This window comes from Microbacterium sp. NPDC096154, assembly GCF_040302945.1.
In the GTDB taxonomy this organism is placed as follows: Bacteria; Actinomycetota; Actinomycetes; order Actinomycetales; family Microbacteriaceae; genus Microbacterium.
Window position 1 is genome coordinate 171438 of the sequence record NZ_JBEOSM010000009.1, and the last position, 26254, is coordinate 197691.

28 protein-coding genes and 1 pseudogene are annotated in these 26254 nt (G+C 68.2%); 12 read left to right on the top strand and 17 right to left on the bottom strand.

Annotation, left to right across the window (positions count from 1 at the left end):
- Nucleotides 1-33: 33 nt before the first annotated feature.
- The 9 genes from ABTW64_RS13340 to ABTW64_RS13380 all read right to left on the bottom strand — a co-directional run bounded on the left by ABTW64_RS13340 (nucleotide 34) and on the right by ABTW64_RS13380 (nucleotide 9495).
- Nucleotides 34-975, bottom strand: a complete 942-nt coding sequence (locus ABTW64_RS13340; RefSeq protein WP_350623199.1) for a sugar phosphate isomerase/epimerase family protein — start codon at nucleotides 973-975, stop codon at nucleotides 34-36.
- Between the two features lie 13 nt (nucleotides 976-988).
- Nucleotides 989-1771, bottom strand: a complete 783-nt coding sequence (locus ABTW64_RS13345) for an SDR family NAD(P)-dependent oxidoreductase (RefSeq protein WP_350623201.1) — start codon at nucleotides 1769-1771, stop codon at nucleotides 989-991.
- 196 nt (nucleotides 1772-1967) lie between these two features.
- The gene (locus tag ABTW64_RS13350) at nucleotides 1968-2795 is read right to left on the bottom strand and encodes an SDR family NAD(P)-dependent oxidoreductase (protein ID WP_350623203.1); all 828 of its coding nucleotides are present in this window, start codon (nucleotides 2793-2795) and stop codon (nucleotides 1968-1970) included.
- 7 nt (nucleotides 2796-2802) lie between these two features.
- Nucleotides 2803-3846 carry a sugar ABC transporter substrate-binding protein gene (locus ABTW64_RS13355; protein ID WP_350623205.1) on the bottom strand — a complete coding sequence of 348 codons (1044 nt, stop codon included), beginning with the start codon at nucleotides 3844-3846 and terminating at the stop codon, nucleotides 2803-2805.
- Between the two features lie 164 nt (nucleotides 3847-4010).
- On the bottom strand, nucleotides 4011-4997 hold the full coding sequence (locus ABTW64_RS13360) for an ABC transporter permease (protein ID WP_350623207.1): 987 nt from the start codon (nucleotides 4995-4997) through the stop codon (nucleotides 4011-4013).
- Nucleotides 4997-6523: a sugar ABC transporter ATP-binding protein gene (locus tag ABTW64_RS13365; protein WP_350623209.1), complete on the bottom strand. Its 1527-nt coding sequence runs from the start codon at nucleotides 6521-6523 to the stop codon at nucleotides 4997-4999. Before ABTW64_RS13365 ends, ABTW64_RS13360 begins: the two co-directional genes overlap by 1 nt.
- Nucleotides 6520-7581 carry a zinc-dependent alcohol dehydrogenase gene (locus ABTW64_RS13370; protein WP_350623211.1) on the bottom strand — a complete coding sequence of 354 codons (1062 nt, stop codon included), beginning with the start codon at nucleotides 7579-7581 and terminating at the stop codon, nucleotides 6520-6522. Before ABTW64_RS13370 ends, ABTW64_RS13365 begins: the two co-directional genes overlap by 4 nt.
- A gap of 22 nt (nucleotides 7582-7603) precedes the next feature.
- The gene (locus ABTW64_RS13375; protein ID WP_350623213.1) at nucleotides 7604-8599 is read right to left on the bottom strand and encodes a transketolase family protein; all 996 of its coding nucleotides are present in this window, start codon (nucleotides 8597-8599) and stop codon (nucleotides 7604-7606) included.
- A complete protein-coding gene (locus tag ABTW64_RS13380; RefSeq protein WP_350623215.1) occupies nucleotides 8599-9495 on the bottom strand; it encodes a transketolase in 897 nt (298 codons plus the stop codon). The genes ABTW64_RS13375 and ABTW64_RS13380 overlap by 1 nt, the downstream gene beginning before the upstream one ends.
- Nucleotides 9496-9732: 237 nt before the next feature.
- Between ABTW64_RS13380 and ABTW64_RS13385 the strand changes: the two genes are divergently transcribed.
- Nucleotides 9733-10260 carry a MarR family winged helix-turn-helix transcriptional regulator gene (locus ABTW64_RS13385; protein WP_350623217.1) on the top strand — a complete coding sequence of 176 codons (528 nt, stop codon included), beginning with the start codon at nucleotides 9733-9735 and terminating at the stop codon, nucleotides 10258-10260.
- Nucleotides 10261-10365: 105 nt separating this feature from the next.
- Nucleotides 10366-11037 (top strand): GntR family transcriptional regulator, encoded by a 672-nt coding sequence (locus ABTW64_RS13390; RefSeq protein WP_350623219.1) that lies wholly within the window; start codon nucleotides 10366-10368, stop codon nucleotides 11035-11037.
- A 195-nt stretch (nucleotides 11038-11232) separates the two neighbouring features.
- Here ABTW64_RS13390 and ABTW64_RS13395 read toward each other — a convergent pair whose 3' ends face one another.
- Genes ABTW64_RS13395 through ABTW64_RS13415 form a run of 5 tightly spaced genes read right to left on the bottom strand, consistent with a single transcriptional unit; the run spans nucleotide 11233 to nucleotide 15918 of the window.
- A complete protein-coding gene (locus ABTW64_RS13395) occupies nucleotides 11233-12501 on the bottom strand; it encodes an ABC transporter substrate-binding protein (RefSeq protein WP_350623221.1) in 1269 nt (422 codons plus the stop codon).
- Nucleotides 12502-12530: 29 nt separating this feature from the next.
- The gene (locus tag ABTW64_RS13400) at nucleotides 12531-13538 is read right to left on the bottom strand and encodes a branched-chain amino acid ABC transporter permease (protein ID WP_350623223.1); all 1008 of its coding nucleotides are present in this window, start codon (nucleotides 13536-13538) and stop codon (nucleotides 12531-12533) included.
- A gap of 17 nt (nucleotides 13539-13555) precedes the next feature.
- Entirely contained in the window at nucleotides 13556-14437 is an 882-nt protein-coding gene (locus tag ABTW64_RS13405) for a branched-chain amino acid ABC transporter permease (RefSeq protein WP_350623225.1), read from the bottom strand.
- Nucleotide 14438: 1 nt separating this feature from the next.
- Nucleotides 14439-15149 (bottom strand): ABC transporter ATP-binding protein, encoded by a 711-nt coding sequence (locus ABTW64_RS13410; protein WP_350623227.1) that lies wholly within the window; start codon nucleotides 15147-15149, stop codon nucleotides 14439-14441.
- Nucleotides 15136-15918: an ABC transporter ATP-binding protein gene (locus ABTW64_RS13415; protein ID WP_350623229.1), complete on the bottom strand. Its 783-nt coding sequence runs from the start codon at nucleotides 15916-15918 to the stop codon at nucleotides 15136-15138. Before ABTW64_RS13415 ends, ABTW64_RS13410 begins: the two co-directional genes overlap by 14 nt.
- A gap of 161 nt (nucleotides 15919-16079) precedes the next feature.
- Between ABTW64_RS13415 and ABTW64_RS13420 the strand changes: the two genes are divergently transcribed.
- The gene (locus ABTW64_RS13420; RefSeq protein ID WP_350623265.1) at nucleotides 16080-16853 is read left to right on the top strand and encodes an NAD(P)-dependent oxidoreductase; all 774 of its coding nucleotides are present in this window, start codon (nucleotides 16080-16082) and stop codon (nucleotides 16851-16853) included.
- Nucleotides 16854-16950: 97 nt separating this feature from the next.
- On the opposite strand, the gene ligM is transcribed toward ABTW64_RS13420, so the two are convergent.
- Nucleotides 16951-18369 carry a vanillate/3-O-methylgallate O-demethylase gene (gene ligM, locus ABTW64_RS13425; protein WP_350623231.1) on the bottom strand — a complete coding sequence of 473 codons (1419 nt, stop codon included), beginning with the start codon at nucleotides 18367-18369 and terminating at the stop codon, nucleotides 16951-16953.
- A 123-nt stretch (nucleotides 18370-18492) separates the two neighbouring features.
- Here ligM and ABTW64_RS13430 point away from each other — a divergent pair, with 123 nt between their 5' ends.
- Genes ABTW64_RS13430 through ABTW64_RS13445 form a run of 4 tightly spaced genes read left to right on the top strand, consistent with a single transcriptional unit; the run spans nucleotide 18493 to nucleotide 22101 of the window.
- Nucleotides 18493-19248: a PIG-L deacetylase family protein gene (locus ABTW64_RS13430; protein WP_350623233.1), complete on the top strand. Its 756-nt coding sequence runs from the start codon at nucleotides 18493-18495 to the stop codon at nucleotides 19246-19248.
- 13 nt (nucleotides 19249-19261) lie between these two features.
- Nucleotides 19262-19984, top strand: coding sequence for a 4-carboxy-4-hydroxy-2-oxoadipate aldolase/oxaloacetate decarboxylase (locus ABTW64_RS13435; protein ID WP_350623235.1), 723 nt, complete (start codon nucleotides 19262-19264; stop codon nucleotides 19982-19984).
- A complete protein-coding gene (locus ABTW64_RS13440; protein ID WP_350623237.1) occupies nucleotides 19977-21101 on the top strand; it encodes a 4-oxalomesaconate tautomerase in 1125 nt (374 codons plus the stop codon). The genes ABTW64_RS13435 and ABTW64_RS13440 overlap by 8 nt, the downstream gene beginning before the upstream one ends.
- Nucleotides 21102-21150: 49 nt before the next feature.
- The gene (locus ABTW64_RS13445) at nucleotides 21151-22101 is read left to right on the top strand and encodes a VOC family protein (protein ID WP_350623239.1); all 951 of its coding nucleotides are present in this window, start codon (nucleotides 21151-21153) and stop codon (nucleotides 22099-22101) included.
- Between the two features lie 59 nt (nucleotides 22102-22160).
- On the opposite strand, the gene ABTW64_RS13450 is transcribed toward ABTW64_RS13445, so the two are convergent.
- Nucleotides 22161-22517 (bottom strand): Fe-S protein, encoded by a 357-nt coding sequence (locus ABTW64_RS13450; RefSeq protein ID WP_350623241.1) that lies wholly within the window; start codon nucleotides 22515-22517, stop codon nucleotides 22161-22163.
- 99 nt (nucleotides 22518-22616) lie between these two features.
- Between ABTW64_RS13450 and ABTW64_RS13455 the strand changes: the two genes are divergently transcribed.
- Entirely contained in the window at nucleotides 22617-24014 is a 1398-nt protein-coding gene (locus ABTW64_RS13455) for a dihydrolipoyl dehydrogenase family protein (RefSeq protein WP_350623243.1), read from the top strand.
- Between the two features lie 61 nt (nucleotides 24015-24075).
- On the opposite strand, the pseudogene ABTW64_RS13460 reads toward ABTW64_RS13455, so the two are convergent.
- Nucleotides 24076-24552 (bottom strand): annotated as a pseudogene (locus tag ABTW64_RS13460) (MFS transporter); the annotation flags it as partial.
- 36 nt (nucleotides 24553-24588) lie between these two features.
- Between ABTW64_RS13460 and ABTW64_RS13465 the strand changes: the two are divergent.
- From ABTW64_RS13465 to ABTW64_RS13480, 4 genes are all read left to right on the top strand, one after another.
- Nucleotides 24589-24795, top strand: a complete 207-nt coding sequence (locus tag ABTW64_RS13465) for a hypothetical protein (RefSeq protein WP_350623245.1) — start codon at nucleotides 24589-24591, stop codon at nucleotides 24793-24795.
- Nucleotides 24795-24935 carry an XkdX family protein gene (locus ABTW64_RS13470; RefSeq protein WP_350623247.1) on the top strand — a complete coding sequence of 47 codons (141 nt, stop codon included), beginning with the start codon at nucleotides 24795-24797 and terminating at the stop codon, nucleotides 24933-24935. The genes ABTW64_RS13465 and ABTW64_RS13470 overlap by 1 nt, the downstream gene beginning before the upstream one ends.
- A 114-nt stretch (nucleotides 24936-25049) precedes the next feature.
- Nucleotides 25050-25544 (top strand): hypothetical protein, encoded by a 495-nt coding sequence (locus ABTW64_RS13475; RefSeq protein ID WP_350623249.1) that lies wholly within the window; start codon nucleotides 25050-25052, stop codon nucleotides 25542-25544.
- A 105-nt stretch (nucleotides 25545-25649) separates the two neighbouring features.
- Nucleotides 25650-26254, top strand: a 605-nt coding sequence (locus ABTW64_RS13480; protein WP_350623251.1) for a hypothetical protein, incomplete at its 3' end; no start/stop codon positions are given.

A 26254-nucleotide genomic window follows, 5' to 3' on the forward strand; every position in this document is an offset into this window, starting at 1 on the left:
CGGGTGCGATCCGCGAGCGGCCGTCACCGAGCGTCATGGCGCCTGTCCCGCCGTCTCGAGCCGTGCGAGGCGGGCTTCCCGTCGCCCTCGTGCGCTGGCGACCCAACCCGCGCGGATGACACGCGCCGCGTCGTCCGCCACGTGCAGCCCGTCGCGGTACGGCGCGCGCCAGATGGCGAGCGCATCGCGTGCAGGCGAGAGCAGGATGGCCGCGCTGAAGGCCTCCACACCCCACCGGCCGTCGTATCCGTCGTCGAGTGCCTGAGACACGACGCCCGCGATGTCGACGGCTCCGCGCGAAAGTCGCCCGCGCCCCGACTGGCCGAGCTCGAGGAAGGCGAGCCGCGGAAGCGCCGTGCGCACGGCCGCGGAGATGTCCTCTTCCTCGACCGCCATATGGAAGGTGTCGAGGTGGATCCGAAGGTGCGCGGAGCCGCTCGCCTCCGCGTACGCCATCGCCTGCTCCGCCGTGTTGATCATCGCGGTCTCATAGCGGTTGAGCACCTCGAACACCACCGTGACGCCGCGCGCATGCGCGTCCTCCGCCACCTCGCCGAGCGCGGCGGCAGAGCGCTCCCACGCGTCGCGCGGCACGTCGCCCGGTGAGCGACCGAAGAGGCCGTACGGCACCCCGTTGAGCTGATCGGAGCCGATCTCCTCGGCGAGGTCCACCATCCGGCGCAACACGGCGACGCCCGCAGCCCGCACGTCGGGATCGCCCGACGAGACGTCGGCGTCGGGCGTCTGTCCGGCGATCGGCACGGCCGTGAGCCCGCGCGCCTCGCATTGCCGCCGGAACCCCGCGGCGTCGAACGCATCGGGATCGACCGGCGGCAGCACCACTCTGCGGAAGCCGCGCGCCGCGATGCCGTCGAGGGCGGAGGCGGCCAGATCGGACCCGGGGTCGGCGATCACGACGTTGAGGTGGCACGCGACATCCATGCCGGGTGGCAGGCGCTCAGGTACGGCGGACATGATCGGCGCCCCCTCAGAAGACCGGCAGCTCGAGCCGCTGCTTGAACACCGAGTACCCGTCGTCGACGCTGACCACCGTGCCGTTGATGACCCGCGACTCGTCGGAGGCGAGGAACGCCACGACGTCCGCGATCTCCTCCGGGTCGGTCAGGCGTCCGCGCAGCTGCTCGGACGCGAAGGTCGACTTGAGCTCGTCGCTGAACTGGTTGATGATCGGCGTCGCGACGCGTCCCGGGGTGATCGCGACGGCTCGGATGCCGTGCTCGGCGAGCTCGTAGGCGGCCGACCGGGTGAACGAGATCACAGCGGCCTTGGCGGCGCTGTACGTGAACGCCAGCTCGGCGGCCTGCTCCCCGTACACGGACGACGTGCTGATGATGACGCCACCGGTGCCCTGCTTGGCCATCTGCCGGCCCGCGGCGAGGATCCCGTAGTAGACGCCGTTCTGGTCGACGCGGACGATCCGCTCGTAGTCCACTTCCGGGTCGTGCTCGAGCAGCGGGGCGCCGCCCGCGATGCCTGCGTTGTTGAAGATGACGTGCACCGCGCCGAAGACCTCCACGGCGCGCGCCACCATCGCCTCCACCTGTCCGAGATCGGAGACGTCGACCGCCGTCGCCGCGGCCGCACCGGGGAATCCCGCCTGCTCCACCTCGGCCACGACCTCCTCGGCGCGCGCGGGGTCGATGTCGGCGACCAGCACCTTCGCGCCCTCGCGCACGAACTTGTGAACGCTGGCGCGGCCGATGCCGCTCGCTCCGCCCGTGATGATGGCGACCTTGCCGTCGAGTCTCATGTGGTGATCTCCTTCGTCTCTTCGTGTTCTCTTCTTGTTCGCGTCGCGAGTGCCGTCGTCGCGAATCGTGTCGTCCGAGTCGTGTCGTCGTGACCTGGTGTTGTGCCATCCCGTCGCTCCCACCGAGCGAGAGCGGCTGGTGCCGGCGGGGAGGGGATGGCGCCGCCTCCCCGCCGGGGTCTTCCCGCCTGTTGTGTCAGAACGCGGTGTGCGAGAGCGCGACGGCCCCACCGTCGACCGCGAGGATCGCGCCGGTCACGAACGCCGAGGCGGGCGAGATCAGGAAGAGCATGGGGCCCTGGATCTCGGCCATCGTGCCCATGCGAGCGAGAGGGATGGTGGAGGCCCAGACCCGCTCGTCCTCGGGCGAGATCTCGGTCTTGCCGTCGCCGATCCGGGTGCCCTTGAACGGGCCCGGCGCGATCGCGTTGACGCGGATGCCGCGATCAGCCAGCTCGAGGGCGGCCTGGCGCACGAAGTTCAGGATGGCCGCCTTCGTGCTGACGTACGCGTACGACACCATCGGATCGGTGCGCATCCCGGCCGTCGAGGCGGTGACGAGGATCCGCCCGCCCGGCTCGAGCACGCGGGCGGCGGCGCGGACGGTCTCGAACGTTCCCGTCAGATTGGTCGCGATGACCTCGTCCCACTCCGCATCGGAGTAGTCGGCGAGGCGCCCGTCGCCGCGGTAGCTCGCACCGCCCGCGATGCCGGCGTTCGCGACGACGACCGTGGGGCGTCCCACCTCGCGCATCACCCGGTCCAGCGTCGCGTCCATCGCGCCGCGCGTGGCGACGTCGACGGCGTAGCCGTGAGCCGTGCCACCGGCCTGGCCGATGCCCGCCACCACGTCGGCCACCCGCGTCTCGCTGCGGCCGAGCACGACGACCGTGGCGCCTGCCGCGGCGTACACCTCGGCCGCGGCCTGGCCGATGCCGCTCGATGCCCCCGTCACGACGACGATGTCGCCGCGCAGGCTCAGCAGTTCCCCGATCTCGGGGGCGGTCTGCAGCTGCATGCTCATGTCGCGCTCAGAGGGTCGGCTCGAACGAGTCGACATTGCTGCGGTCGATCAGCTCGGCGGGGAGCTCGATGAAGTTCTCCTCGGGCAGTGTCGCGCTGTCGCGGTACTCGTTCATGATCTCGATCACCTGGTCGACCACGCCGATCCAGTCCTGCGCCATCGAGGCGTACATCGGCCCGTTCTTCTTGATCTCGACAGTGGTCTCCTCGAGAGCGTCGACGCCCGTCACGAAGATGTCGTCGCGGCCCGCCTCGTTGATGGCCTTCACGGCGCCGAGCGCGGCGTCGTCCCAGCCGACCCAGACTGCGTCGAGTCCGTCCGGGTTCGCCTGCAGGTAGTCCTGCACGAAGTTGAGCGCCTCGGTGCGCCCCGTGCCCGGGTTGAGGGCCTGCTTCATCTCTCCGCCGGCGATGTTCGCGCCCTTCTCCTCGAACAGCTCCAGCGCGAGGTTGCTGCGGGTCATGATGCCGATGTGCGGGTCGTGCCCGATCACCATGACGTCCTTGCCCTCGAGGCTGCCGCCCACGGCCTCCTCAAGCGCGCCGACCGTCGCCTCGGCCATCTGCTGCTGGCTGAAGGTGACGTCGACCGCGTACGCGTCGTTCGGCTCCACGCCGCCGTCGATCGAGAAGATCGGGATGCCGGCGTCGGCCGCCGCCTGCTCGATCACAGCGGTCTGGCGCGGGTCGGGGAATCCGGCCATGATCGCGTCCGCGCCGTTCGAGATCTGGGCCTGGATCTCGTTGGTGATCTCGTCGTAGTTGAACTCGCTCGTGTCGAGCGTCACCTCCCAGTTCTCCTGCTGCTGCCCAGCCTCCACGAAGTAGTCGAGCGTCAGCTTGCCTCCGGGGGTGCCGTAGCCGGCGGTGAAGGCCGCCACCTTGAAGACGCCGTCGTCGCCCATGCCGTCGGTCTTCTCCGAGCCGGCGGCGGCGCCGGTGCCGGAACCGCCGCCGGCGCCCGTGTCGATCGAGCAGCCCGCGAGGGCGGCGAGGGCGAACAGGCCGACCCCCGCGGCGGCGAGCGGCTTGAGAGTGGTGTGTGCGTGCATCGTGAACTCCTTTGTCTGTGATGCGGATTGCCGGTGATGCGGATTGCCGGTGATGCGAACTGCCGGTGATGAGGATTGCCGGTGATGCGGCGATGAGGGGGTGGTCGGTAGTGGGCGATGACCGCGATCGCGAGGAGCCGCGGCTCCCGCGATCGCCACCGCCGTCAGGCGTTCTTCTTCTTCAAGCCGCTCAGCAGGACGGCGCCGATGATGATGGCGCCGATCAGCACCTGCTGGATGTAGGTGTTGATGCCGACGAGGTTGAGGCCGTTCTGGACGACGCCGATGATCGCGACGCCGATCAGCGTGCCGCCGATGTTGGCCTGTCCCGAGCGCAGCAGCGTCATGCCGAGGAACACGGCCGCGACCGCGAACATCATCCTGTCGTCGGCGGCGTGCGGGCCCGCGCTGCCCAGACGGCTCACGAGCACGACGCCCGCGAGCGCCGACAGCCCTCCCGCGGCGACGAACGCGAAGAACCGCGTGGGACGCACGCTCACCCCCGACAGGCGGGCGACCTCGGCGTTGCCGCCGATCGCGTACCAGCGGCGGCCGAGCGTCGTGAAGCGCAGCACGAGCCACACGACGATCGAGATGACGACCGCGTAGATCACGGGCGCGGGGATGCTGTTGATGCGCATCTGTCCGACGATGTTGAACGCCTCGGCCCAGCCGTAGATGTTCGTGCCGTCGGTGATCAGCAGGTTGAGTCCGCCCACCGCCGTCATGGTGGCCAGCGTCGCGACGAACGCCGAGATGTTGAGGTAGGCGACGAGCGCGCCGTTGATCGCGCCGACCAGGATGCCGACCCCCACGCCCGCGAGGATCGCCGGTGCCAGGCCGATGCCGTCGACGAGCAGGGCGCCCGTCGTCGCGCCGCCGAGCGTGGCTGTCATGCCGACCGAGAGGTCGAAGTCGCCGACGACCATCACGATGGTCTGCGCGACGGCGACGATCGTCAGGATTGCCACGGCGTTCATGATGTTCGTGATGTTGGCCGGGGAGGCGAACCGGCCGCCGCTGGCCGCGGCGAACACCGCCACCAGCAGCAGCAGCGCGACGATCGTGCTGCTCTGCCAGATCAGCTGCGTGAAGTTGCGACGGTCCGAGCCGACCGCCTGCACCTTGAGGGTGTCTGTCAGCGCCATCATCAGGCGTCCCTTCCATAGGCGTGCGTGAGGATCTGTTCGTCGGTCGTGGTGGCGGCATCCACCTCTCCGGCCACGCGTCCCTCGTGCATCACGAGGATCCGGTCGGACAGGCCGATGAGCTCGGGCAGCTCGCTGCTGACCGCGATCACGGCCATGCCGCCGGCAGCCAGCTGGCGGATGAGCCGGTAGATCTCGGCCTTGGTGCCGACGTCGATGCCGCGCGTCGGCTCGTCCATGAGCAGCACGCGGGGGCTGCGCGCCAGGATCTTGGCGAGCACCACCTTCTGCTGGTTGCCGCCGGAGAGCTGGCCGACGTCCTGTCGATGGCCGGCGGCCTTGATCCGCAGGTTCTCCATGGCCTCCTTCGCGAGCGTGGCGATCCGGCGGCCAGAGACGATGCCGCCGGTGCTGACGCGGGGGAGGTTCGCGAGCGCGACGTTCTCGGAGATGGGGGCCGACAGGATGACCCCTTGGCTGCGGCGCTCCTCGGGGACGAGCGCGATGCCCGCCTCGAGGGCGCGCCCCACTCCGCTGGCGACCTCGGCTCCGGACACCGCGATGCTGCCCGCTGTGCGCTTCTGCGCGCCGGCGAGCAGCCGCAGCAGTTCGCTGCGGCCGGAGCCGGCGAGCCCGCCGATGCCCAGCACCTCGCCGGCTCGCAGCTCGAAGGACACCTCCGAGACGCGGCGTCCGGACAGCCTCGTGACGGTCAGCACCGTGTCGTCGCGCGTCGTGTCCCGGGCCGGATACAGCTCGCTCTGCTCTCGCCCGACCATGGTCGCGATGACCTCGTCGATCGAGGAATCGGTCACGTTCTTCGTCACGATCGTCTCGCCGTTGCGCATCACGGTGAGGCGGTCGCACAGCTCGAAGACCTCTTCCAGGCGGTGCGAGACATACAGGATCGCGACGCCCTCGTCCCGCAGGCCCCGCAGCACGGCGAACAGGTCGCCGATCTCGGTGTCGGTGAGCGAGGCCGTCGGCTCGTCGAGGATCAGCACGCGGGCGTCCATCGCCAGTGCCCGCGCGATGGAGACCATCGTCTGCTGCACGGGGGACAGATCGCCCGCGAGGGCACGCAGCGGGATGCGCTGGTTGAGGCGGTCGAGCAGAGCCTGCGCGCGCTGCCGCAGCAGCCGGCCGCGTACGACGCCGAGGCGGGAGGGCGCGCCCTCGGTGAGCACGATGTTCTCGGCCACGCTGATCGTCGGCACGATCGACAGCTCCTGATACAGCGCCACGACGCCCGAGCGGTTGGCGGCGCGCACGCTCGAGAAGTCCGCGGGCTGACCGTCGACGGTCACGGTGCCCTCGTCGTGCGAGTAGAGACCGGTGATGATCTTGATCAGCGTCGACTTGCCGGCGCCGTTCTCGCCGAGCAGTGCGTGGATCTCGCCCGGGAGCACCGACAGGTCCACACCGCGCAGAGCGGCGACGCCGTCGAACGACTTCCGGATGCCGGTGGCTTCGAGCGCGGGAGCGGCGGTCTGCGTCACGCCGACCTCGACGACCGTGTCGACGCTCATGCGGCGTCCTCGATCGGATTGCAGCGGATGACCACCTTCGGGTGCCGTCCGCTCACGTGCGCCTCGAACGCCGCCGCCGCGTCGTCCAGATCGAAGACCGCCTCCGTCAGCTCGTCGAGCTCGAGGTGGGGCAGCAGCTGCAGCGCGCGGGGGAAGGCGTACGGCGACACGAAGACGCCCGTGAGCGTCAGCTCCTTGAGGTACAGGTAGTCGGACAGATGCAACGGCATCTCGAAGTCGTCGGGGTACATCGCGCCGTATACCACGGTGGCGCCCTTCGCGGCGATGTCCAGCAGCCCGCGCACCGCGCGGGGGGATCCGGAGGCGTCGATCACCACGTCGTATCCCCGGCCCTCGGTGATGGCGAGCGCCCGCTCCTGCTGATCCTCCGCGACGGGGTCGATCGTGAACTCCGCTCCGTGCCGCAGCGCCATGTCGCGGCGCTCGGCGATCGGCTCGATCATCGTGAGTGAGGTTGCCCCGAAGCGCTTCATCACCTGCAGTGCGAGCTGCCCGATCGGTCCGCCGCCGCAGATCGCGACACGGTCGCCCACGCGGATGCGCGTCTTGTCGGCGATGCGCACCGCGACGCTGGTCGGCTCCAGGAGGCAGCCCTTCAGCAGCGACACGGAGTCGGGCAGTCGGTGCACCTGCGACTCGTGCCATGTGATCGTCTCGGCCATGCCGGGCCGGTTGTACTCCTGGATGTGCTCGCAGAACTGCTGACGCCCGTCGACGCAGGCCCGGCAGGTGCCGCAGAACTTCAGGAAGTTGCCTGCGACCCGATCGCCGACCTTCAGGCCCGTGCGCGTGGCGCGCTCGCCGAGCGCCTCCACGACGCCCGAGATCTCGTGGCCCAGGCCGATCGGCACATCGGTGCCGAAGAAGCCCTCCGCCAGGTGCGGGTCCGAGCCGCAGATCGCGGCGTACGCCACGCGGATGCGCACATCCTCGGGGCCCAGCTCCTGCTCCGGGAAGTCGACGACGCCGATGCGGCCGCGCGTGGCCTCGTCAGGCGCGCGCAGGCTGCCGATTCTGGTGACCGCGACGGTCTTCATCCTGTTCTCTCCTTCGCAGGTGTCAGACGGCGGCCGGCTCGTCGGCGAGGGCGCGGGTCTCGGGCGCGACGGCGCGCCGGAGGGCGGCGACCGTCGCGGACAGGCCGTAGCCGTGCTTGTCGCGCAGCTGCTCGTCCTCGCCGAACCCGGCGTAGACCTGGGGGATGCCGAGCCGCTCGAACGACGACAGCCGGATGCCGCGGTCCGCGACCACATCCGCGACGCGCGTGGCGAGCCCGCCGTACGCGAGGTGATCCTCCAGCACGACGAAGCGGCCGTCGGTCTCGGCGGCGCACCGCTCGATCAGGTCGGCGTCGATGGGCTTCAGCGTGAACATGTCGACCACGCGCACCGAGACGCCGTCCTCCGCGAGGCGTTCGGCGGCGTCCAGCGCCTGCGCGACCGTCGTCCCGTGAGTGAAGAGCGTCACGTCCGACCCGTCGCGCGCCACGATGCCCTTGCCGATCCGGATCTCGTGCTCACCCTCCTCGTACAGCACCTTGTCCTTCTTCCCCACAGCGAGCCGGATGTAGATGGGGCCCTTCATGTCCATCGACTGCCGGATGATCTCGCCGACCATGACGGGGTCGCCGATGGACGTCACGGTCATGTTCGTCAGCGAGCACATCAGGCTGAGGTCCTCGACGGCGTAGTGGGTCGAGCCGCCGTTGCCGACCAGTCCGCCGTGGGTGCCGATGATCTTGACGGGCAGGTTCGGGTAGCAGACGTCGGTGCGCACCTGCTCGAGCGCGCGCATCGACAGGAAGGGCAGCATGCCGGAGACGACGGGGATGTTGCCGTCGTAGGCGAGCCCTGCGGCGATGCCGACGCACACCTGCTCGGCGAGACCGACATCGACGAAGCGGTCGGGGTACTTGTCGCGGAACTCGACCAGGGTGGCGCCGATGTCGGGAGTCAGCACCCACAGGTTGGGGTGCGTCTCGCCGAGCTCGGCGAGCGTCGATCCGATCACGGATCGCGCGGAGAGCATCTCTCCGAAGGTGAAGGTGACGGGCATCAGCGGGCCTCCTGCTCGATCGTGTCCTGGGTGCGGGCGCGTCCTGCGTCGAGCGCCGCCAGGGCGCGCTCGAGGTCCTCGGCGCCGAGCGAGCCGGCGTGCCACGCGAGGTTGCGCTCCATGAAGTCGACGCCCTTGCCCTTGACGGTCTCGCAGATGACGACCGTGGGCACGTCGCTGTCGGGCGCGGGGAGCCGGTCGACGGCGTCGACGAGCTGAGCCATGTCGTGCCCGTCGATCTCGATCACGTTCCAGCCGAACGCGCACCACTTGTCCGGATAGGGCTCGAACATGACACGCTCCTCAGCGAAGCTCGTCATGAGCTGCCGATTGCGGTCGACGAACGCGACGAGGTTGCCGAGCTTCTGGCTGCGTCCGGCCATGACGGCCTCCCACACCGAGCCCTCACCGGTCTCGCCGTCGCCCAGCAGCGTCACGACCCGGTGGCGCTCGCCGCGGTGGCGGGCGCTCAGCGCCATCCCGACCGCCAGCGGCAGGCCGTGGCCGAGCGACCCCGTCGACGCTTCGACGCCCGGCAGCTGCACCTTGCAGGGGTGCATGCCGTAGGCGCTGTCGAGCTGACCGTAGGTGGCGACGATCTCGTCGTACGAGAAGAAGCCGCGCATGGCCATCGCGATGTACATGCAGACCGCGGCGTGGCCCTTGCTGAGCACGAAGCGGTCGCGGGCCGGGTTGGCGATGTCGGCGGGATCGACCCGCAGGCCGTGGTGGAAGAGCGCCGTGAGGATGTCGGCCACCGAGAGATCGCCGCCGATGTGCACGGCTCCCTCGTATGTGCCGCACAGCTCCAGCAGCTTGCGCCGCAGCTCGTATGCGAGATCTTCCAGCTCTGCGACGCTGCGCCGCTCGCCGATATCGAGGACTGCCCCAGTCATGTCATGCCCCTCCTACGCCGGAGCCGACAGACAACACACGCGGATGTCGTCGTCGACTCTCGCACTGCGCCGAAGCCCTCTTTGGCTCCGGTGACAGCGAAGGTAGCAGCATCCTGTTTAGATGTAAACAGGAATGGCAATAAACTTGTTGGCGGGCGTGGCGGCAGGGTCTCCCAGGCACGGCGTCTGCGAGACTGTGCGCACGATCACGGCGTCGACCGTGGGGAGGGAAGGTCCATGAGCGAGGTCGCGGCGGGGTCGCCCACGGTGAGTGAATCGGCGGTGCGACGTCACGCGGCGCCCGCCGGCGCGGTCACCGAGCCTCTGGACGACGTTCTCGAACCCGACGGCTTCACGCCCCGCCTGCTGGCGCTCCTGTCCAACGCGCTGGTGTGGCGCGAATCCCACGAGCTGCGCCGCCGCTTCGGGCTCGGCACGAACGACTGGCGCGTGATCTCGGCGGTGGCCACGCGCCCCGGCACGTCGGCCACCGAGGTCTCCGACTTCCTCGGCGTCAACAAGGCCGTGGTCTCCAAGAGCGTGAACGCGCTGGTCGAGCGCGGGATGCTGCTGCTGTCGGACGGTCCGCGCGGATCTCGGCCGATGTATCTCAGCGAGGAAGGGGCCGAGATGCATCACCGAATGCGCCCGATCTCGCTTCGTGGACAGGAGATCATCCTGGAAGGGGTCGCGGACGATGAGGTCGACCGCTTCAACGCCCTGCTGCGCGACATGCTCGAGAGGATCCGCGCCGACGCCGGCTGATACCGCCTCCGTCCGTATTGTGCACAGGATCAGCGACAATCCGCGGTCCGATCTTGCAGAATAGGGTCAGCCCGCCGCACGGGCGAGCACTGCAAGGGGGGAATCGTGTCGACGACGACCGAGGCGACCGCCGGGTCCGGGGATCAGGGACGCGCCGCTCAGCCGGACCTGACCGACCGCATCCGCGACGCGATCCTCAGCGGCGACTTCGCGCCGCACCAGCGCTTGATCGAGGCCGATCTGAGCGACCGGTTCGATGCCAGCCGCGCCTCCGTGCGCACGGCCCTCATGAACCTCGCGGGGGAGGGGCTCGTCGAGCGCCTGCCCAACCGCGGGGCGCGTGTGCGTGCCATCAGCGTCGAGGAGGCCATCGAAATCGTCGAGGTGCGCATGGGGCTCGAGGAGCTCTGCGCGCGCAAGGCGGCCGAGAGCATCTCCGAGGCGGACGCCGCGGACCTGGCGCAGCTGCGCGAGCAGATCCGCACGGCCGTCGAGGTCGCTGATCTCGTCGGGTACGCGTCGCTCAATCAGGAGATGGACCGGCGCATCCGGGAGATCAGCGGGCACGCGACCGCGACGCAGCTGCTCGAGCGCCTGCACGCCCAGTCGGCCCGCCACCAGTTCCGGCTCGCGTATCACCCGGGCCGGATCGCCCAGTCCGCGCCCGAGCACATCGCCATCATCGACGCGGTGCTCGCCCGCGACCCGGACGCCGCGGCCGAGGCCACGCGCCACCATCTGCAGGGCATCATCGCCCTGCTCTCGGCTCTTTCCTAGGTCTCGCACGCTGCGGGGCCGCAAGCGGCACTCTTGCGAGCGAGGCGCTGTCGCTTCGCTCCATCGCGGCAGCGCCTCGCGCTGCATGGTCGCATCCGCGGCACGCTCGCTTCGCTCGCATGGGGCTGCGCTTCTCGAGCGGACGAAGGGGCCCGGCTCCATCCGGAACCGGGCCCCTCGCCTGCGTCGGTCAGGTCACTCGAACGAGTCGGCGTTCTCGTAGCCCTGACCGTTGTACCGCTGCACGACCACGGTCGACACGGCCGGCTGGCCGTCCTGCGTGGTGTCGATCGACGTGCCCTCGAGCATGAGCGGGGCGGTGAAGTCCGAGATGCTCGTCAGCGCCTCCATGAAGCTCGCCCGCGTGGGCTCCTCCATGTTGCCGAACGCCTCCTCGAGGGTGGCGCCGACCATGTAGCTCCACATGCAGTGCGGGAAGTCGGGCTTGGTGGTGTAGTCGCCCGAGAACTCCTCGAGCGCCGCCATGAAGGCCTTCACGTCCTCGTCCTCGGCGAACGCCGGGCTCTGCGGCGCCTTCGAGAACGACACCGAGTAGAAGCCGTCGTCGGCGTTCGCGCCTGCCGGGCCGAGGATGCCGCCCGGGCTGGAGGTGTTCGAGGGCAGGAACCAGCTCGGCGTCCACGACAGCTCGCGCGCCTTCTCGATGGTGGCGATCGTGAGCGGCGTGATGGACATCGCGTTGAAGAACACGTCGGCGCCGCTCGCCGCCAGCTCCGTGAGCTGGGCGTCGACGGCGGTGTCGGTGGCCTCGTACGTGAGCTCCTTGACGATCTCGATGTTGTCGGCGCCCTCGACGGCCTCCTTGAAGCCCTCGACGTAGCCTTCGCCGAAGTCGTCGTTCTGCGACAGGATGGCGACCTTGTGGTCCTCGCCCGACTCGGCCAGCAGCTCCCCGAACGCGGCGCCCTCGTTCTGGTAGATCGGCACGAAGCCGAGCTGCCACGGGCTCTCCTCGCGGTCGCTGAAGAGCGGATCGCCGGTCATGACCAGCGCCTGGGGCACCTCCTCCTCGATCGCCGCCTCGCGGTACGCGCGGTTGGTCGGGGTGCCGAGGCCCGAGGTGAACGCGAACACGTTCGCCTGGTTCTGCTGGAAGTTCGACAGGGCCTTCTGCGGGTCGTACGTGTCGTCGTACGCCTCGACCGTGACCTCGCGGGTCTTTCCGTCGCCGAACTCGATGGGGCCCGCCTGGCCGAAGTACGCCACGAGGCCCGCCACGGTGCAGTTTCCGGGGCCGGCCGTGCCGCCGCTGAGCGGGGTCGTGACGCCGAGCGTGATGCTGTCGTCGGTGATTCCCGGGCTCGCCTCGGCCCCGCCCCCGCCGCCGGTGCCGCCCGCGTTGCCGCCGTCGGCGCCGCGGGAGCAGCCCGCGAGCGCGAGAGCGACGACCGAGCCCATGGCGACGATGCCGAGGGTCTTCACCGCCTTGCTGCGCATGTTCATGGTTGCCTTCTTCCTTGGTGTACCTGGTGTTACGGGTGGGGAGTGGACGGGGTCGCCGCGCTGTCGCTCTCGCGGCCGCGCTTGCGGCGCAGCCGGCGCACGGTGCGCGGGAGGCTCGCGATGCCGCCCGGCAGGACGAACAGGACGACCAGCAGGATGACGCCCTGCAGCAGCGAGGTCAGCGTGGCGTCGATCTCGTTGGTGACGTTCGGCACGAGCACGTAGTACGCGCCGCCGATGACCGATCCGACGATGCTGCCGGCACCGCCGATGACCATGGAGGCGAGCAGGCTGATCGAGTGATGGAAGGCGAGGGTCTCGGGCGACGTGTACTGCACGACCACCATGTAGAGGAAGCCGCTCACGCCGCCGATCATCGCGGCGATCGTGAACGCCATGACCTTGTAGCGATAGGGCGAGATGCCCATGGACGACGCGACGGCCTCGTTCTCCTTCACGATCGCCAGCGCACGACCGAACTTGCCGCGCACGAGGTTGCGCACGAGCAGGAACACGATGACGGTGATCGCCAGCACCACGTAGTACTGCCACTGGTCGTTCGCCAGGCCCGACCAGTCCGGGGCCGACGAGAACCGGGCCGACGTGCCCTGCGAGCCGCCCGTCCAGTCCGACAGGCGCTTGGCGAGCGGGACGCCGATGATCGGCAGCGCGATGGTCACCATGGCGATCGCCAGGCCGCCGAGCCGGGCGGCGGCCAGCGCCACCACGTATCCCGCGAGCCCTGCCAGCAGCACCGCGAGCACGAAGACCACCAGGATGTTCCAGTCCTGGTTCACGCCGTACGCCGTGACGTAGGCGCCGAGCCCGAGGAAGAAGATCTGTCCGAGCGACACCTGGCCCGTGTAGCCCATGATCACGTTGAGCCCCAGCACGGCGACCGCGAAGACGCCGATGCGCGCAAGCGCCTGGTTCGTGGCGACGTCGAAGTTGAGGGGCGCCAGGACGAGCGCGAGCGCGATCACGACCACGACCGCGATGCGCACCCAGCGCTTGTTCCAGATCGTCGCTGCGGTCATCCTCTTCGCGGCCCCCATCACACACGCACCACGGTCTTGCGGCCGAACAGACCCTGCGGCCGCACGAGCAGCACCAGGAACAGCAGGATGAACGGCACGGCGATCTTCAGGTCGTGACCGATGAACGGCACGTACACCGCGGCCAGGTTCTCCAGCACGCCGATCAGCCAGGCCGCCACCACGACGCCGATCGGGCTGGTCGCGCCACCGAGGATCACCGCCGCGAGTGCGTAGACCAGCGCGCCGTCGAGCATGCCGGGCGTCAGTGTGAGCCGCGGGGCGACCAGGGCGCCGGCGACGGCGCCGAGCGCGGCCGCGAGGCCCCAGCCCACCATGAGCAGGCGTCCGACCGGCAGCCCCGAGAACGACGATGACCGCGGGTTGTCGGCGACGGCCCGCAGCGCGAGGCCGATCTTGGTCTTCTGGAACAGCAGCTGCAGCAGCACCATGATGGCGGCGATCGTCAGGAACGTGCCGAGCGACCGCCAGCTCACCGCCGCGCCCAGCAGAGGGAACGAGTCACCCGGGAACAGCGAAGGGAACTGCTGGTTGTTGTACGACCAGATCCAGCCGCAGATGCCCGTGATGAGGGTCAGCAGGCCGACCGTCACGACCACCGCGGTGTCGGGATCGCCGCCCTCGAAGCGCCGCATCAGGAAGCGCTCGATGACCGCGCCGAGCACGAACGACAGCACGACCGCGATCAGGATCGCCAGGATGAGCGGCACCCCGAGCCCCAGGAAGAAGTACGCGAGGTAGCCCGAGAGCACGGCCATGCCGCCCTGCGCGAAGTTGATCATGCCGGTCGACTGGTTCACGATCACGATCGCCAGCGCGAGGGCCGCGTAGATCGAGCCCATGCCGAGGCCGTCCACGACGAGTTGGATGAACGTGCCCACGTCAGCCTCCCAGGTACGCGCGTCGGATCTCGTCCCGGCCCTTCAGCTCGGCCGAGGTGCCCGTGAGCACGCTGCGACCGGTCTCGAGCACCGTGGCGGTGTCGACGATGCTGAAGGCGAGGTTGGCGTTCTGCTCGACCACGAGCATCGCGATGCCCGACTCCGTGCGCAGCCGGCGGATCGCCTCGTAGACGGTCTTGGCGGTGCTCGGAGCGAGGCCGAGCGACGGCTCGTCGAGCACGAGCAGTCGCGGCTTGGCCATGAAGGCCCGACCCACCGCGAGCATCTGCTGCTCGCCGCCCGAGAGCGCCGAGGCGTTCGAGCCGATGCGCTCCTTGAGGTTCGGGAACAGGTCGAGCAGGTAGTCGATGTCGCCGGGGATGCCGCGGCGGTCCTTGCGCAGGTAGGCGCCCACCAGGAGGTTCTCCCGCACGGTGAGGTTGGGCAGGGTTCCCCGGCCCTCCGGCACATGGGCGATTCCGCGTGCCGCGACCTGGTCGGGGCGCAGGCCGCGGATGTCCTTGCCGTCGAAGACGATCCGTCCCGTCGTGCGCACCACGCCGCTGATCGCGCGCAAGGTGGTGGTCTTGCCGGCCCCGTTGGCGCCCAGGATGCCGACCGCGCCACCGTCGGGAACGCTGAGCGACACCCCCTCGAGCACCTGGACGGGGCCGTATGACGCGGTCACGTCGACGAGCTCAAGCAGCGTCATCCGCGGCCTCCTTGCCGATGTAGGCCTCGATCACGCGCGGGTCGGCCTGCGCCTGGGCCGCGGTTCCCTCCATGAGCTTTCGGCCGTGATCCAGCACGACCACGCGGTCGGTGAGCGCCGAGATCAGACCCATGTGGTGCTCGACGATGACCACGGTGACGTCGGCGTGCTCGCGCAGATCGCGCACGGTCTGGATGAAGCGCTCCACCTCGCCGTGCGAGAGACCCGCGGCCGGCTCGTCGAGCAGCAGCAGGCTCGGACGCATCAGCAGCGCACGGCAGAGCTCGATGCCCTTGTGCAGGCCGTGCGAGAGTTCGTCGGCGGCCAGGTGCGCGGCCCATCCGAGGCCGTGGGCCTCCAGCAGCTCGAGCGCCTCGGCGCGCAGCTCGCGCTCGCGGCGTCCCGTCGGCGGCACGCGCAGCGACCAGGCGACGGGACCTCCCGGAAGGCGATTGTGGGCGCCCAGCACCACGTTCTCGAGCACCGTCGCCTGCAGCTGCAGCGCCGGATGCTGGAACGTGCGGGCCAGGCCGTGCCCCGCCAGCCGCGACGGGTGCGAGCCGCTGACCTCGTCGCCGTCGATCGCGATCGAGCCGGACGTGGGGCGGTAGTGGCCGCTGATGCAGTTGAACAGCGACGTCTTGCCGGCCCCGTTGGGCCCCACGAGCCCGAGGATCTCGCCGGGCTCGACGTCGAAGCCCACGTCGTGCAGCACCGTCACGCCTCCGAAGCGGAGGTTGACGTCCTGCAGTGTGAGTCGAGCGGCCATCGCCCCGTCTTCCGTGCGTCGTTGCCAGGGAGGGAGCGCGGCGCATACACGGGGCCGTGTCGGGTAGGGCGCCGGTGCTCCTGTAGGGGAAGGCTAGGGAGGGACCAACCGAGTGTCAACAATCGTGGCGTGAATCGATATCGCGTCGTAAGTTGAGCGCCATGATCCGGATCGCGGTGATGGGGCTCGGCGAGGCGGGGGCGCGCTATGCGCGCGGACTGGCGGAGGCGGGCGCCGAGGTCACGGGATTCGATCCCTTCGTGGATGTGGCGGGCTCGGGCATCCGGCAGTGCGCGCGGCTGGACGAGTGCGTCGAGGGGGCCGACGTCGTGCTGAGCCTCGTCGGGGCGCGGGCATCCGTCGACGCTGCGCGGGACGCCGCGCCGCGCATGGATGCCGGCGCGCTGCTGGCGGATCTCAACACGGCGTCGCCCGAGACGAAGCGGCACGTCGCGTCCGTGGCGGCCGCATCGGGCGTCGCGGTCGCGGATGTCGCTGTGCTCGCCCCCGTGCCGCGCGCCGGGCACCGCACGCCGCTGCTCGCGAGCGGCGAGGCGGCTGCGGTCTTCGCGGAGCGGATGCGGCCTTTCGGGGTGCCCGTCGACGTCGTGGCGGGCGGCATCGGCGACGCGGCGCGGCTCAAGCTGCTGCGCGCGATGTTCATGAAGGGCGTGGCCGCGCTGGTGCTCGAGGGGCTCGAAGCCGCACGTGCGACCGGGGCCGAGGCGTGGCTGCGCGGCCAGATCGCGAGCGAGCTCGGCCCCGACGGCGAAGCCGTCGTCCAGCGCCTCGTCACGGGCACGTACACGCACGCCGAGCGTCGCGAACGGGAGATGCGCGATGCGATCGGGCTGCTCGATCAGTGGGGCACGCCCGCCGACATGACCCGTGCGACGCACGCCTGGCTGCGGCGCATCGTCGATGGGCGAGGCTAGAGCCCGGGGGCGTCGCGGTGCACGAGTCCGGCGCCGAGACGACGAACCCGCGCCCGATCGAGCGCGGGTTCGCCGATCGAGCGCGGGCTCGAGCCGCTCAGAGCCGGCCGGTCGAGCGCCAGCCGCCCTGGTAGGTCTCGCGCGCGACGGCGGCGTACGGCACGGGGCTCACGATGGCGCGCACCTCGATCTGCTTGTGCGGCTCGACCGTGGTCTTGCCCGAGCCGCCGTCGGGCTCGCCCCACACGACGCGCACCTCGGCGCCCTCGGGCACGTCGCGGTCGACGGTGGCCAGCGAGAGGCCGCGCTTCTCGTTCGCGGTGACGCCGGTGAAGAGCGACAGTCCGATGTTGGTGCCGTCGGCGTCGATCACGGCGTCGAAGTTGCTCGATCCGTAGTTCGCGTTGGGCAGGTCGAAGAACTGGTAGCCCTCGCTGTCGCGGTCGATCACCGTCGTGAGGATCTTGGCCAGGTCCTCGTCGTTCCAGGCGAGCGTGACCTTGCGGCGCTGCTGCTCGGGCTCGATCTTCTCCAGCGCGTCGCGACCGATGAAGTCGTGGTCGAACTTCACGAACGAGCCGTACCCGAGCTCCCACGGGTTGAGGTAGTAGTCCTCGATGTCCTTCGAGACGAACGAGCCGGCGATGGCGTTGATCGCCTCGTAGCTCGTGGTCGGCAGCCACTCCCGGTAGGCGCGCTCGGCCTCGCTCGAGTAGATGGCCGGCAGGGGAGAAGGGATCCAGCCCGACTCCAGCGTGTTCGAGGAGTAGGCCCGTGATCCGCACGGCTCGATGCCGAACTCGGCGCCCGCCTCGAGGATCGCCTCGCGGATGAGGCCGTGGTCCTCGTACGGACCCCACAGCTCCAGCCCCGGCGCGCCCGCCATGCCGTGACGCAGCGTGCGCACCTGTCGGCCCGCGATCTCGAGGGAACCCATGTGGAAGAACCTGACCTTCTCGAGCGTGCCGCCGTTGAGCTTCTCGATGATGTCCCACGCACGCGGGCCCTGGATCTGGAAGCGGTAGTACTCGCGGTGCACGGCCTGGCCGTAGGGGCGCGAGGGCGAGCGGTCGTCGTAGCGGAACTCGACGTCGTAGCCGCCCGTCTCGGCGTGGAACTGCAGCCAGTTCGCGCCCGGCGCCCGCCCGACGTACACGTAGTCGAGGTCGGCCTCGTGGAACAGGATGCCGTCGCCGATCACGCCGCCGTTCGACGCGGTCGGCACGAACTGCTTGGCGGTGTCGACCGGGAAGTTGGCGAAGCTGTTGATGCCCGTGTCGCTCAGCAGCTTCAGCGCATCGGGGCCCGAGACGAAGAAGTTGACCATGTGGTGCGTCTGGTCGTAGAGCACCGCGGTCTCGCGCCACGCCTTCTGCTCGCGCCGCCAGTTGCTGAACTCGCTCGGCACGACGGGATAGATGTACGTGCCCAGGCGCGAGTTGCGAAGCATCTCGACGATGCCGCCGTCCTCGGATGTGCCGTGCTCGTCCAGCAGTTGCTGCAGGTTGTCCGCCATCGGATCCTCTTCCTCTTCGAACCAGCCTCGTTGCTTCGTCGCCAGGATTGTAGACATAATGGTCACCACCGCACCAGAGGTCTGTTCGCTTCGGCGAGGGCCACGACCGAAACGGATGACTCCATGGCAGACACCGAGCCGTCGCTCCTCGTGGTGAGCGCCCACGCCGGAGACTTCGTGTGGCGCGCCGGCGGCGCGATCGCCGCGGCCACCCTGCGGGGAGAGAAGGCCACGGTCGTGTGCCTGTCGTACGGCGAGCGCGGCGAGTCGGCGAGCCAGTGGCTGGCGGGCAAGCCGCTCGACGAGATCAAGGCCATCCGCCGGGAGGAGGCCGAGGCCGCGGCCGCCGCGCTGGGTGCCGACATCGAGTTCCTCGACCTCGGCGACTACCCGCTCATCGAGAGTCCGGAGGCCGTGCAGAAGCTCGTCGACGTCTACCGTCGCGTGCAGCCCACCGTCGTGCTGACGCACCCGCTCGCCGATCCGTACAACGGCGACCACCCCGCAGCCGCGCGCATGGCGCTGCAGGCGCGGGTGCTCGCGCAGGCCATCGGTGTCGCGAACTCCGACGGCTCCTACCCGAGCAAGGACGAGATCATCGGCGCCCCGCCCGTGTTCTTCTTCGAGCCGCACCAGCCCGAGCAGAGCGACTTCAAGCCGAACGTGCTGCTCGACATCACCGAGGCGTTCGAGCTCAAGCGCAAGGCCATGGAATGCCTGCCGGCGCAGAAGCACATGTGGGAGTACTACACGGCCCTCGCGGTGCGACGCGGCGTGCAGGTCAAGCGCAACGCGGGCCCCAACCTGGGGCTGCCGCACGACACCATGGGCGAGGCGTACATGCGGTACTACCCGCAGGTCACGTCGGTCCTGGACTGATCGGGGGCACCGGATGAGCCTTCCCCAGCGCCTCGGAGTGGTCGTCACCGACATCGCGCGCGCGGATGCCGCGACGGTCGACGCGCTCGCCGAGCACGGCGTCGCGACCGTGCACGAGGCCATGGGCCGCGTGGGGCTGGCCGGCCCCGGACTGACGCCCATCCAGCAGGGCGTGCGCGTGGCGGGCACGGCCGTCACGGTGCTGAGCTGGCCCGGCGACAACCTCATGATCCACGCGGCGATCGAGCAGTGCCAGGCGGGAGACATCCTGGTCGTGGCCACCACATCGCCCTCGACCGACGGCGCATTCGGCGACCTGTTCGGCACGGCGCTGAAGGCGCGCGGCGTGCGCGCCCTCGTGACGGCCACCGGCGTGCGCGACACGCAGGACCTGCGCGACATGGGCTTCCCGGTCTGGTCGAACGGCGTGCACTCGCAGGGCACGGTCAAGGCGACCGCCGGCTCTGTGAACGTGCCCGTGGCGGTGAACGGGATGCTCGTGCACCCGGGCGATGTGGTCATCGCCGACGACGATGGCGTCGTGTGCGTGCCGCGCGGCGCGGCCGCGTCGGCACTCGCCGCGGCCGAGGCCCGCGTCGCGAAGGAGGACGCCGACCGCCTGGCGTACGGCAGCGGATCCGAGCTGAGCCTCGACCGCAAGGGGCTGCGCGCTCTGCTGTCCGAGCTCGGCGTCCGCTACACGACGCAGGCCGAGTTCGAGGGGCGTCATGGCTGACGGCCGTGCTCCGGCCGGCGTCCGCTGCATGCTGATGCGCGGCGGCACGTCGAAGGGCGCGTACTTCCTGGCCTCCGACCTCCCAGCCGACGACGCGGCGCGCGACGACCTGCTCCTGCGCATCATGGGCACGCCCGATCCTCGGCAGATCGACGGGCTGGGCGGCGCGCATCCGCTCACGTCGAAGGTCGCGGTCGTGTCGCCGTCGGCCGACGACGGCGCCGACGTCGACTACCTCTTCCTGCAGCTCGGCGTCGACGAGGCGTTCGTGACCGACCGGCAGAACTGCGGCAACATCCTGGCCGGAGTCGGTCCCTTCGCCGTCGAGCGCGGCCTGATCGCGCCCTCTCAGGAGCGCACGAGCGTCCGGATCCGGATGATCAACACCGGCAGCGTCGCGACCGCGACGTTCGCGACGCCGTCGGGGATCGTCGACTACGACGGAGACCTCGCGATCGACGGCGTGCCCGGAACGGCCGGCGCGATCTCGCTCGACTTCGAGGGCACGGCCGGCTCCTCGACCGGCGCCCTCTTCCCGACCGGCGCCGTCGCCGACGATGTCGACGGCGTCCCTCTCGGATCCGCCGGCCCCGGGTCCGACCGCATCCGCGTCACGTGCGTCGACAACGGCATGCCGACCGTGCTCATCCGAGCCGCCGACCTCGGGCTCTCCGGCGACGAGGAGCCCGAGGTGCTCGAAGGCGACGAGCAGCTGAAGCAGCGGCTCGAGCACATCCGCTTCGCCGCGGCCGAGCGGATGGGGCTCGGCGACGTGAGCGAGGCCACCGTGCCCAAGATGGTGCTGCTCAGCGCCCCGCGCGAGGGCGGCGCGATCGCCACCCGCAGCTTCCTGCCGCACCGGGTGCACACGTCCATCGGCGTGCTCGGCGCGCTCACCGTCGCGGCCGGCGTGCTGCCCGAGGGATCGGTCGGCCACGAGCTGGCGGCGATCCCCGAACCCGGGCATCCTTTCGTCATCGAGCATCCCACCGGGCACTTCGACGTCGACGTCGCCGTGTCGTCAGCCGGCGACGGTCGGTCGGTCGAGCGATCGGCCGCCCTGCGCACCGCCCGTCGCATCTTCGACGGCACCGTCTACCCGCGGCCGCGACTCTAGACCGCCTCACCCCCCCGACCCCACCTGCCGTCAGAGAGGACCGCATCCCATGACCGACTCCACCGCCTTCGACGTCGCGCACCTCGCGAACGTCGAGCTGTTCACACCGGAGTTCGACAAGAGCCGCTGGTTCTTCGAGGACCTCCTCTCGATGCGCGTGGTCGCCGAGCAGGGCGACTCGGTGTACCTGCGCACGTGGGACGACTATGAGCTCTACACGATCAAGCTCACCGCCCGCGACGCGGCCGGCGTCGGCCGCACCTCGTTCCGCGCCGCGAGCCAGGAGGCGCTCGTGCGTCGCGTCGCGGCCATCGAGGAGATGGGGCTGGGAGACGGCTGGGTCGACGGCGAGGTCGGCACGGGGCCCACGTTCCGCTTCCACGACCCCGACGGCCACGAGATGGCCATCTACTACGAGACCGAGCGGTACGTCGCGGGCGACGACGACCGACCCGCGCTCAAGAACCAGGCCTCGAGGTTCCCGGGGCACGGCGTCAACGCGCGACGCATCGACCACATCAACTACCTCGCCAAGGATGTGGAGGCCAACGGCGAGTTCCTCGCCAAGGCGCTCGGCATGCGCGAGTCGGAGCGCATCCGGCTGAACAACGGCAAGTTCGCCGCGTGGTGGTTCCACTTCTCGCTGAAGTCGTACGACGTCGTGTACTCGGACGACTGGACCAAGCACGGCAACCGCCTCCACCACATCGCCTTCGCCCCCGACACGCGCGAGGACATCCTGAAGGCCGCCGACATCTTCCTCGAGAACGGCATCCACATCGAGTCGGGCCCGCACAAGCACGCCATCAACCAGACGTTCTTCCTGTACGTGTGGGAGCCCGGTGGCAACCGCATCGAGTTCGCCAACGCCGGCGCCCGCCTGCTGCTCGACCCCGACCAGCCCGTGGTCGAGTGGAGCGAGGAGGAGCGCAAGAAGGGTCAGGCCTGGGGCATGAAGACCATCGAGACGTTCCACACCCACGGCACGCCCCTCGTCTGAAACCCGCCCGCACGGGCCCTGGCGGGCCCGCGTGGGCGAGTGAAGAAGAGTGACAGTGCTTACCAGATGACGGCGAGGCCGGCGTTCAGCAGGATGAGCCCACCCATGAGCCAGAAGGTCCATGCGGGAAGCGGCGTGCCCTTCTTCGCCCGCGAGCGGCTGATGCCGGCGAGGGCGCCGATCACGATCAGCACCACAAGCTTGATGCCGATCTTCGGGTAGTTCAGCTCGCCGTCGCCCAGGCCCCAAGGGGCCGAGAGCGCCAGGCCGGCGACGAGAGCGATCGCGAGACCGTAGTCCATCAGACGGCTGGCCTGGTACCGCTTGGCCGCGGCCTCCACGACCCACGCGCCGAACAGGATCGCGAAGCCGACGAGGTGGACGAGGACGACGATGTCACGCAGAGTCTCGAGCATGCACTCACGGTATCCATCGCCGTCTATGGGCTGCCAGTGAGGCGCACCTGATCCGGGCGGGCGCAGACACGCCCCGGTCCGCAGCGTTAGGTTCGCCTCATGGTGCAGCGCGAGACGGATGTCGTGGTGATCGGAGCAGGGCCGGTCGGCGAGAACGTCGCCGACCGGGCGACGCGGGGCGGCCTGGAGGCCGTGATCGTGGAGGCGGAGCTCGTCGGCGGCGAATGCTCGTACTGGGCGTGCATGCCGTCCAAGGCACTGCTGCGGCCGGGAACCGCCCTGCGGGCCGCCCGCGCCGTTGCCGGCGTGACGGGCGGGTCGCTCGACGCGGACGCCATCCTGCGTCGGCGTGACGGCTTCGCGGCGCACTGGAACGACGCCGGCCAGGTCGAGTGGCTCGCGTCGGCGGGGATCGCGCTCGTGCGGGGGCGCGGCCGGGTCGTCGGCGAGCGGCGCGTGCTCGTGGAGGGCGACGACGGCGAGACCGAGCTGATCGCGCGTCACGCGGTCGTGATCGCGACCGGCAGCGACGTACGCGTCCCCGATGTGCCGGGACTGCGCGACGCCCGGCCCTGGACCAGTCGGGAGGCGACGTCGGTGCAGGACGTGCCGCCGCGCCTCGCCGTGCTCGGCGGCGGCGTGGTGGCCGTGGAGGTCGCGACGATGTTCGCCGATCTCGGCAGCGCCGTGACGCTGCTCTCCCGCAGCCCGGTGCTGCGCTCGCTCGAGCCGTTCGCCGGGGAGGCGGTGCGAGACGCCCTGCGCGTACGCGGCGTCACGGTGCGCGAGGACGCCGATCCCGACGAGGTGCGGCGTCTCGGTGACGGGTCGGTGGCCATCCGTCTGGGCGATGAGGAGGTGACGGCCGACGAGATCGTGGCGGCGACCGGACGAACGCCCCGCGTCCACGGCATCGGTCTCGACGCGTGGCTCGGCGAGCACGGGCTCGACGTCGACGACACCATGCGCGTCGGTGGCACGGAGTGGCTGTACGCGGTCGGCGACGCGGCGGGGCGCGTGCTGCTCACGCACCAAGGCAAGTACGAGGCCCGGGTCGCCGGCGATGCCATCGCGGCGCGGGCGCGGGGCGACCGGCTCGACGATGGGCCGTGGGGCCGTCACGCGGCCACGGCCGATCACGGCGCGGTGCCGCAGGTGGTGTTCACCGACCCCGAGATCGCCTCGGTCGGCCTCACCGCCGCCCAGGCGGAGCAGCGCGGCGTACGCTGTCGCGTGGTCGACTACGACCTCGGCAGGGTGGCGGGAGCCGGCCTTCTGGCCGACGATTACGCCGGGCGAGTGCGGGCCGTGGTGGATGAGGACCGCGGCGTGCTCGTGGGCCTCACGCTCGTAGGCCCCGGTGTCGGCGAGCTCATCCACGCGGCCACGATCGCGATCGCGGGCGAGGTGCCGCTCGCGCGCCTCTGGCACGCCGTGCCGGCCTACCCGACGCTCAGCGAGTTCTGGCTGCGGCTGCTGGAGGAGTACGGGCTCTAGGCTCGGGCGGCGTACGACGAAGCCCCCGGATCCGCGGGACCCGGGGGCTTCATCGATCGTCTCAGTGCTCGATCGCGTCGTAGTCGACGTCCTTCGTCTCACGCGACAGGATGAGCGCGACGAGCGTGAGCACGCCCGCACCCGACAGGTACAGACCCACGAGCCACGGGTTGCCCTCCGCAGCGGCCCACAGCGCGACGGCCACGATCGGGGCGAGCGCGGCGCCGAGGATCGACGACACGTTGTACGCCACGGCCGAGCCGGTGTACCGCACCTGCGTCGGGAAGAGCTCGGGCAGCAGGGCGCCCATGGGGCCGAACGTCGAGCCCATCAGCGTGAAGCCGAGGATGAGGAAGACGACCGTCAGCGGCATCGTGGCCGTGCCGTGCGGCAGCAGGAACACCGGGAACAGCGCGCCGAACACGATGATCCCGAGCGTGACGCCGATCAGCAGCTTGCGGCGGCCGATCCGGTCGGCGAGCGGGCCCGCGACGATCGTGAAGATGCCGAAGAACACCACGCCCACGATCTGCATGAGCCTATTGAGTTGGAACTACCATTGCCGCTAGGAATCATGAACGGTTCATTCAAACTTGAAAATGGGGAGTTAGTTGAATATCCTGAATTACGTCCACCAGTAGTTACAACCGAAGAGGTAGAACAAAGACTAGTAGAAGCAGAGGAAGAGAATAAGACATTGAAAACTACCCTAACAGGACTTGAGGAAACAGTTGGCACGCTTATGCTCGAGGTTGCAGCATTGAAGGGAGGTAATGCATAATGTGGTTTGCAACAGTTAAACGCTACTATGACAACGGACACCCTGCATATACAGCCGATGCAGTAAAAGTATTCGTAAAAGCTAAAATGATCACAGCCAAGGAGTACAAACAAATTACTAATGTGGATTACGCCGAGTAGGGCATTTTTATTCCACTACTAATAGAATATTAATATATATTTTACAAACATAGGAAATTGTATATAATAGAGTTGAATCGGCCGATTCTAATATTGATCGAAGAAAGGGATAATATGAAGATTAAAAAGACGCTCACAATTCTTTTAACTTCAATGTTACTACTTACTTCATCAGCGTCAGTCCTAGCTTCTGAAAAATCAGAAACAAGACCTGAAACAACATCTATAATAACACCTACAGTTGTAGGAATTGGAGACACAAAGGCAACTGCGATAACACTTAGTCATGGAATTAGACATAGCCTTTACCTATCTAGTAGTACAGATGAAGACTGGTTTAAGTGGACTAATGACACAGGTAGCTTTAAGTATATAGGAGCCTTTTTTTTCCCATTAGGGTATAATGCTCATTATCGTTATGGTATGGAAATTGACTATAACTCATCACGAAGTTTACCAAGAGTCTATGCTAAGGCAGATAATCCTGGGGATGGTGCACTATTTGTTAATCCAGTTATTCCACCAGGAGCCACGGTATATTTTGTAGTAGACTCCATTCAATTTGCTCCAATGCAGTATACTTTGGATTTCTATGTTTATAATTTTTAGCTAACTATAAAAGCATCCTATATTAGGGTGCTTTTTATTTTGCCCTCTGTTTTCAGGGGGGCAATCTGTTCAGGAAACTTTTCCTGACCTAAGAAGGAGGGCAATATGTTTAACCGTAGCCCATACAATACCTTAACCCTAAATAGGCAACGTAATAAAGATTTGTACTTTGCTATTGCACCAAGCCCTGTAACACGATTTAATGCTAATTTAGGCTTAGAAATGCCGTTAAACGTAGCTGCTGAATCTAGCACAGAAGTAACGGCAGGAATGATTAAAGGAGCAAGGGACATATTTCAGTCGTTTAATCTATCTCCTTTAAATGCTCAAAGCGTTAATAGTTTGTTCATGCGATTAGAGTCTGAATTGGGCGTAGACTTACAAGCAGCTTTAGGGCTAGTTATGCCATTCACTTTTAATCCTGTCACTGGAACAAAAACCAATGAAAGCATGATAAAAGGGGCTAGGCTTAACCGTAACGTATTTAACAAAACAATACTTAACAATATGTCAGATACTTCTGATTATTTAAGAGCAGAATTTGAGTTAGCTAGTCAAACAGTTGGCACATTAAGCTTTATCATGCCGTTTGGTTTTATTAATGATATTGCAACTCATTTTGACTCTCGAGCGCGCCAAGGTCGTCGTCGAGCCGGCGGGAGCCGTCGGCGTCGCCGCGATCCTGGCCGGCAAGGTGCGCGCGACCGGTC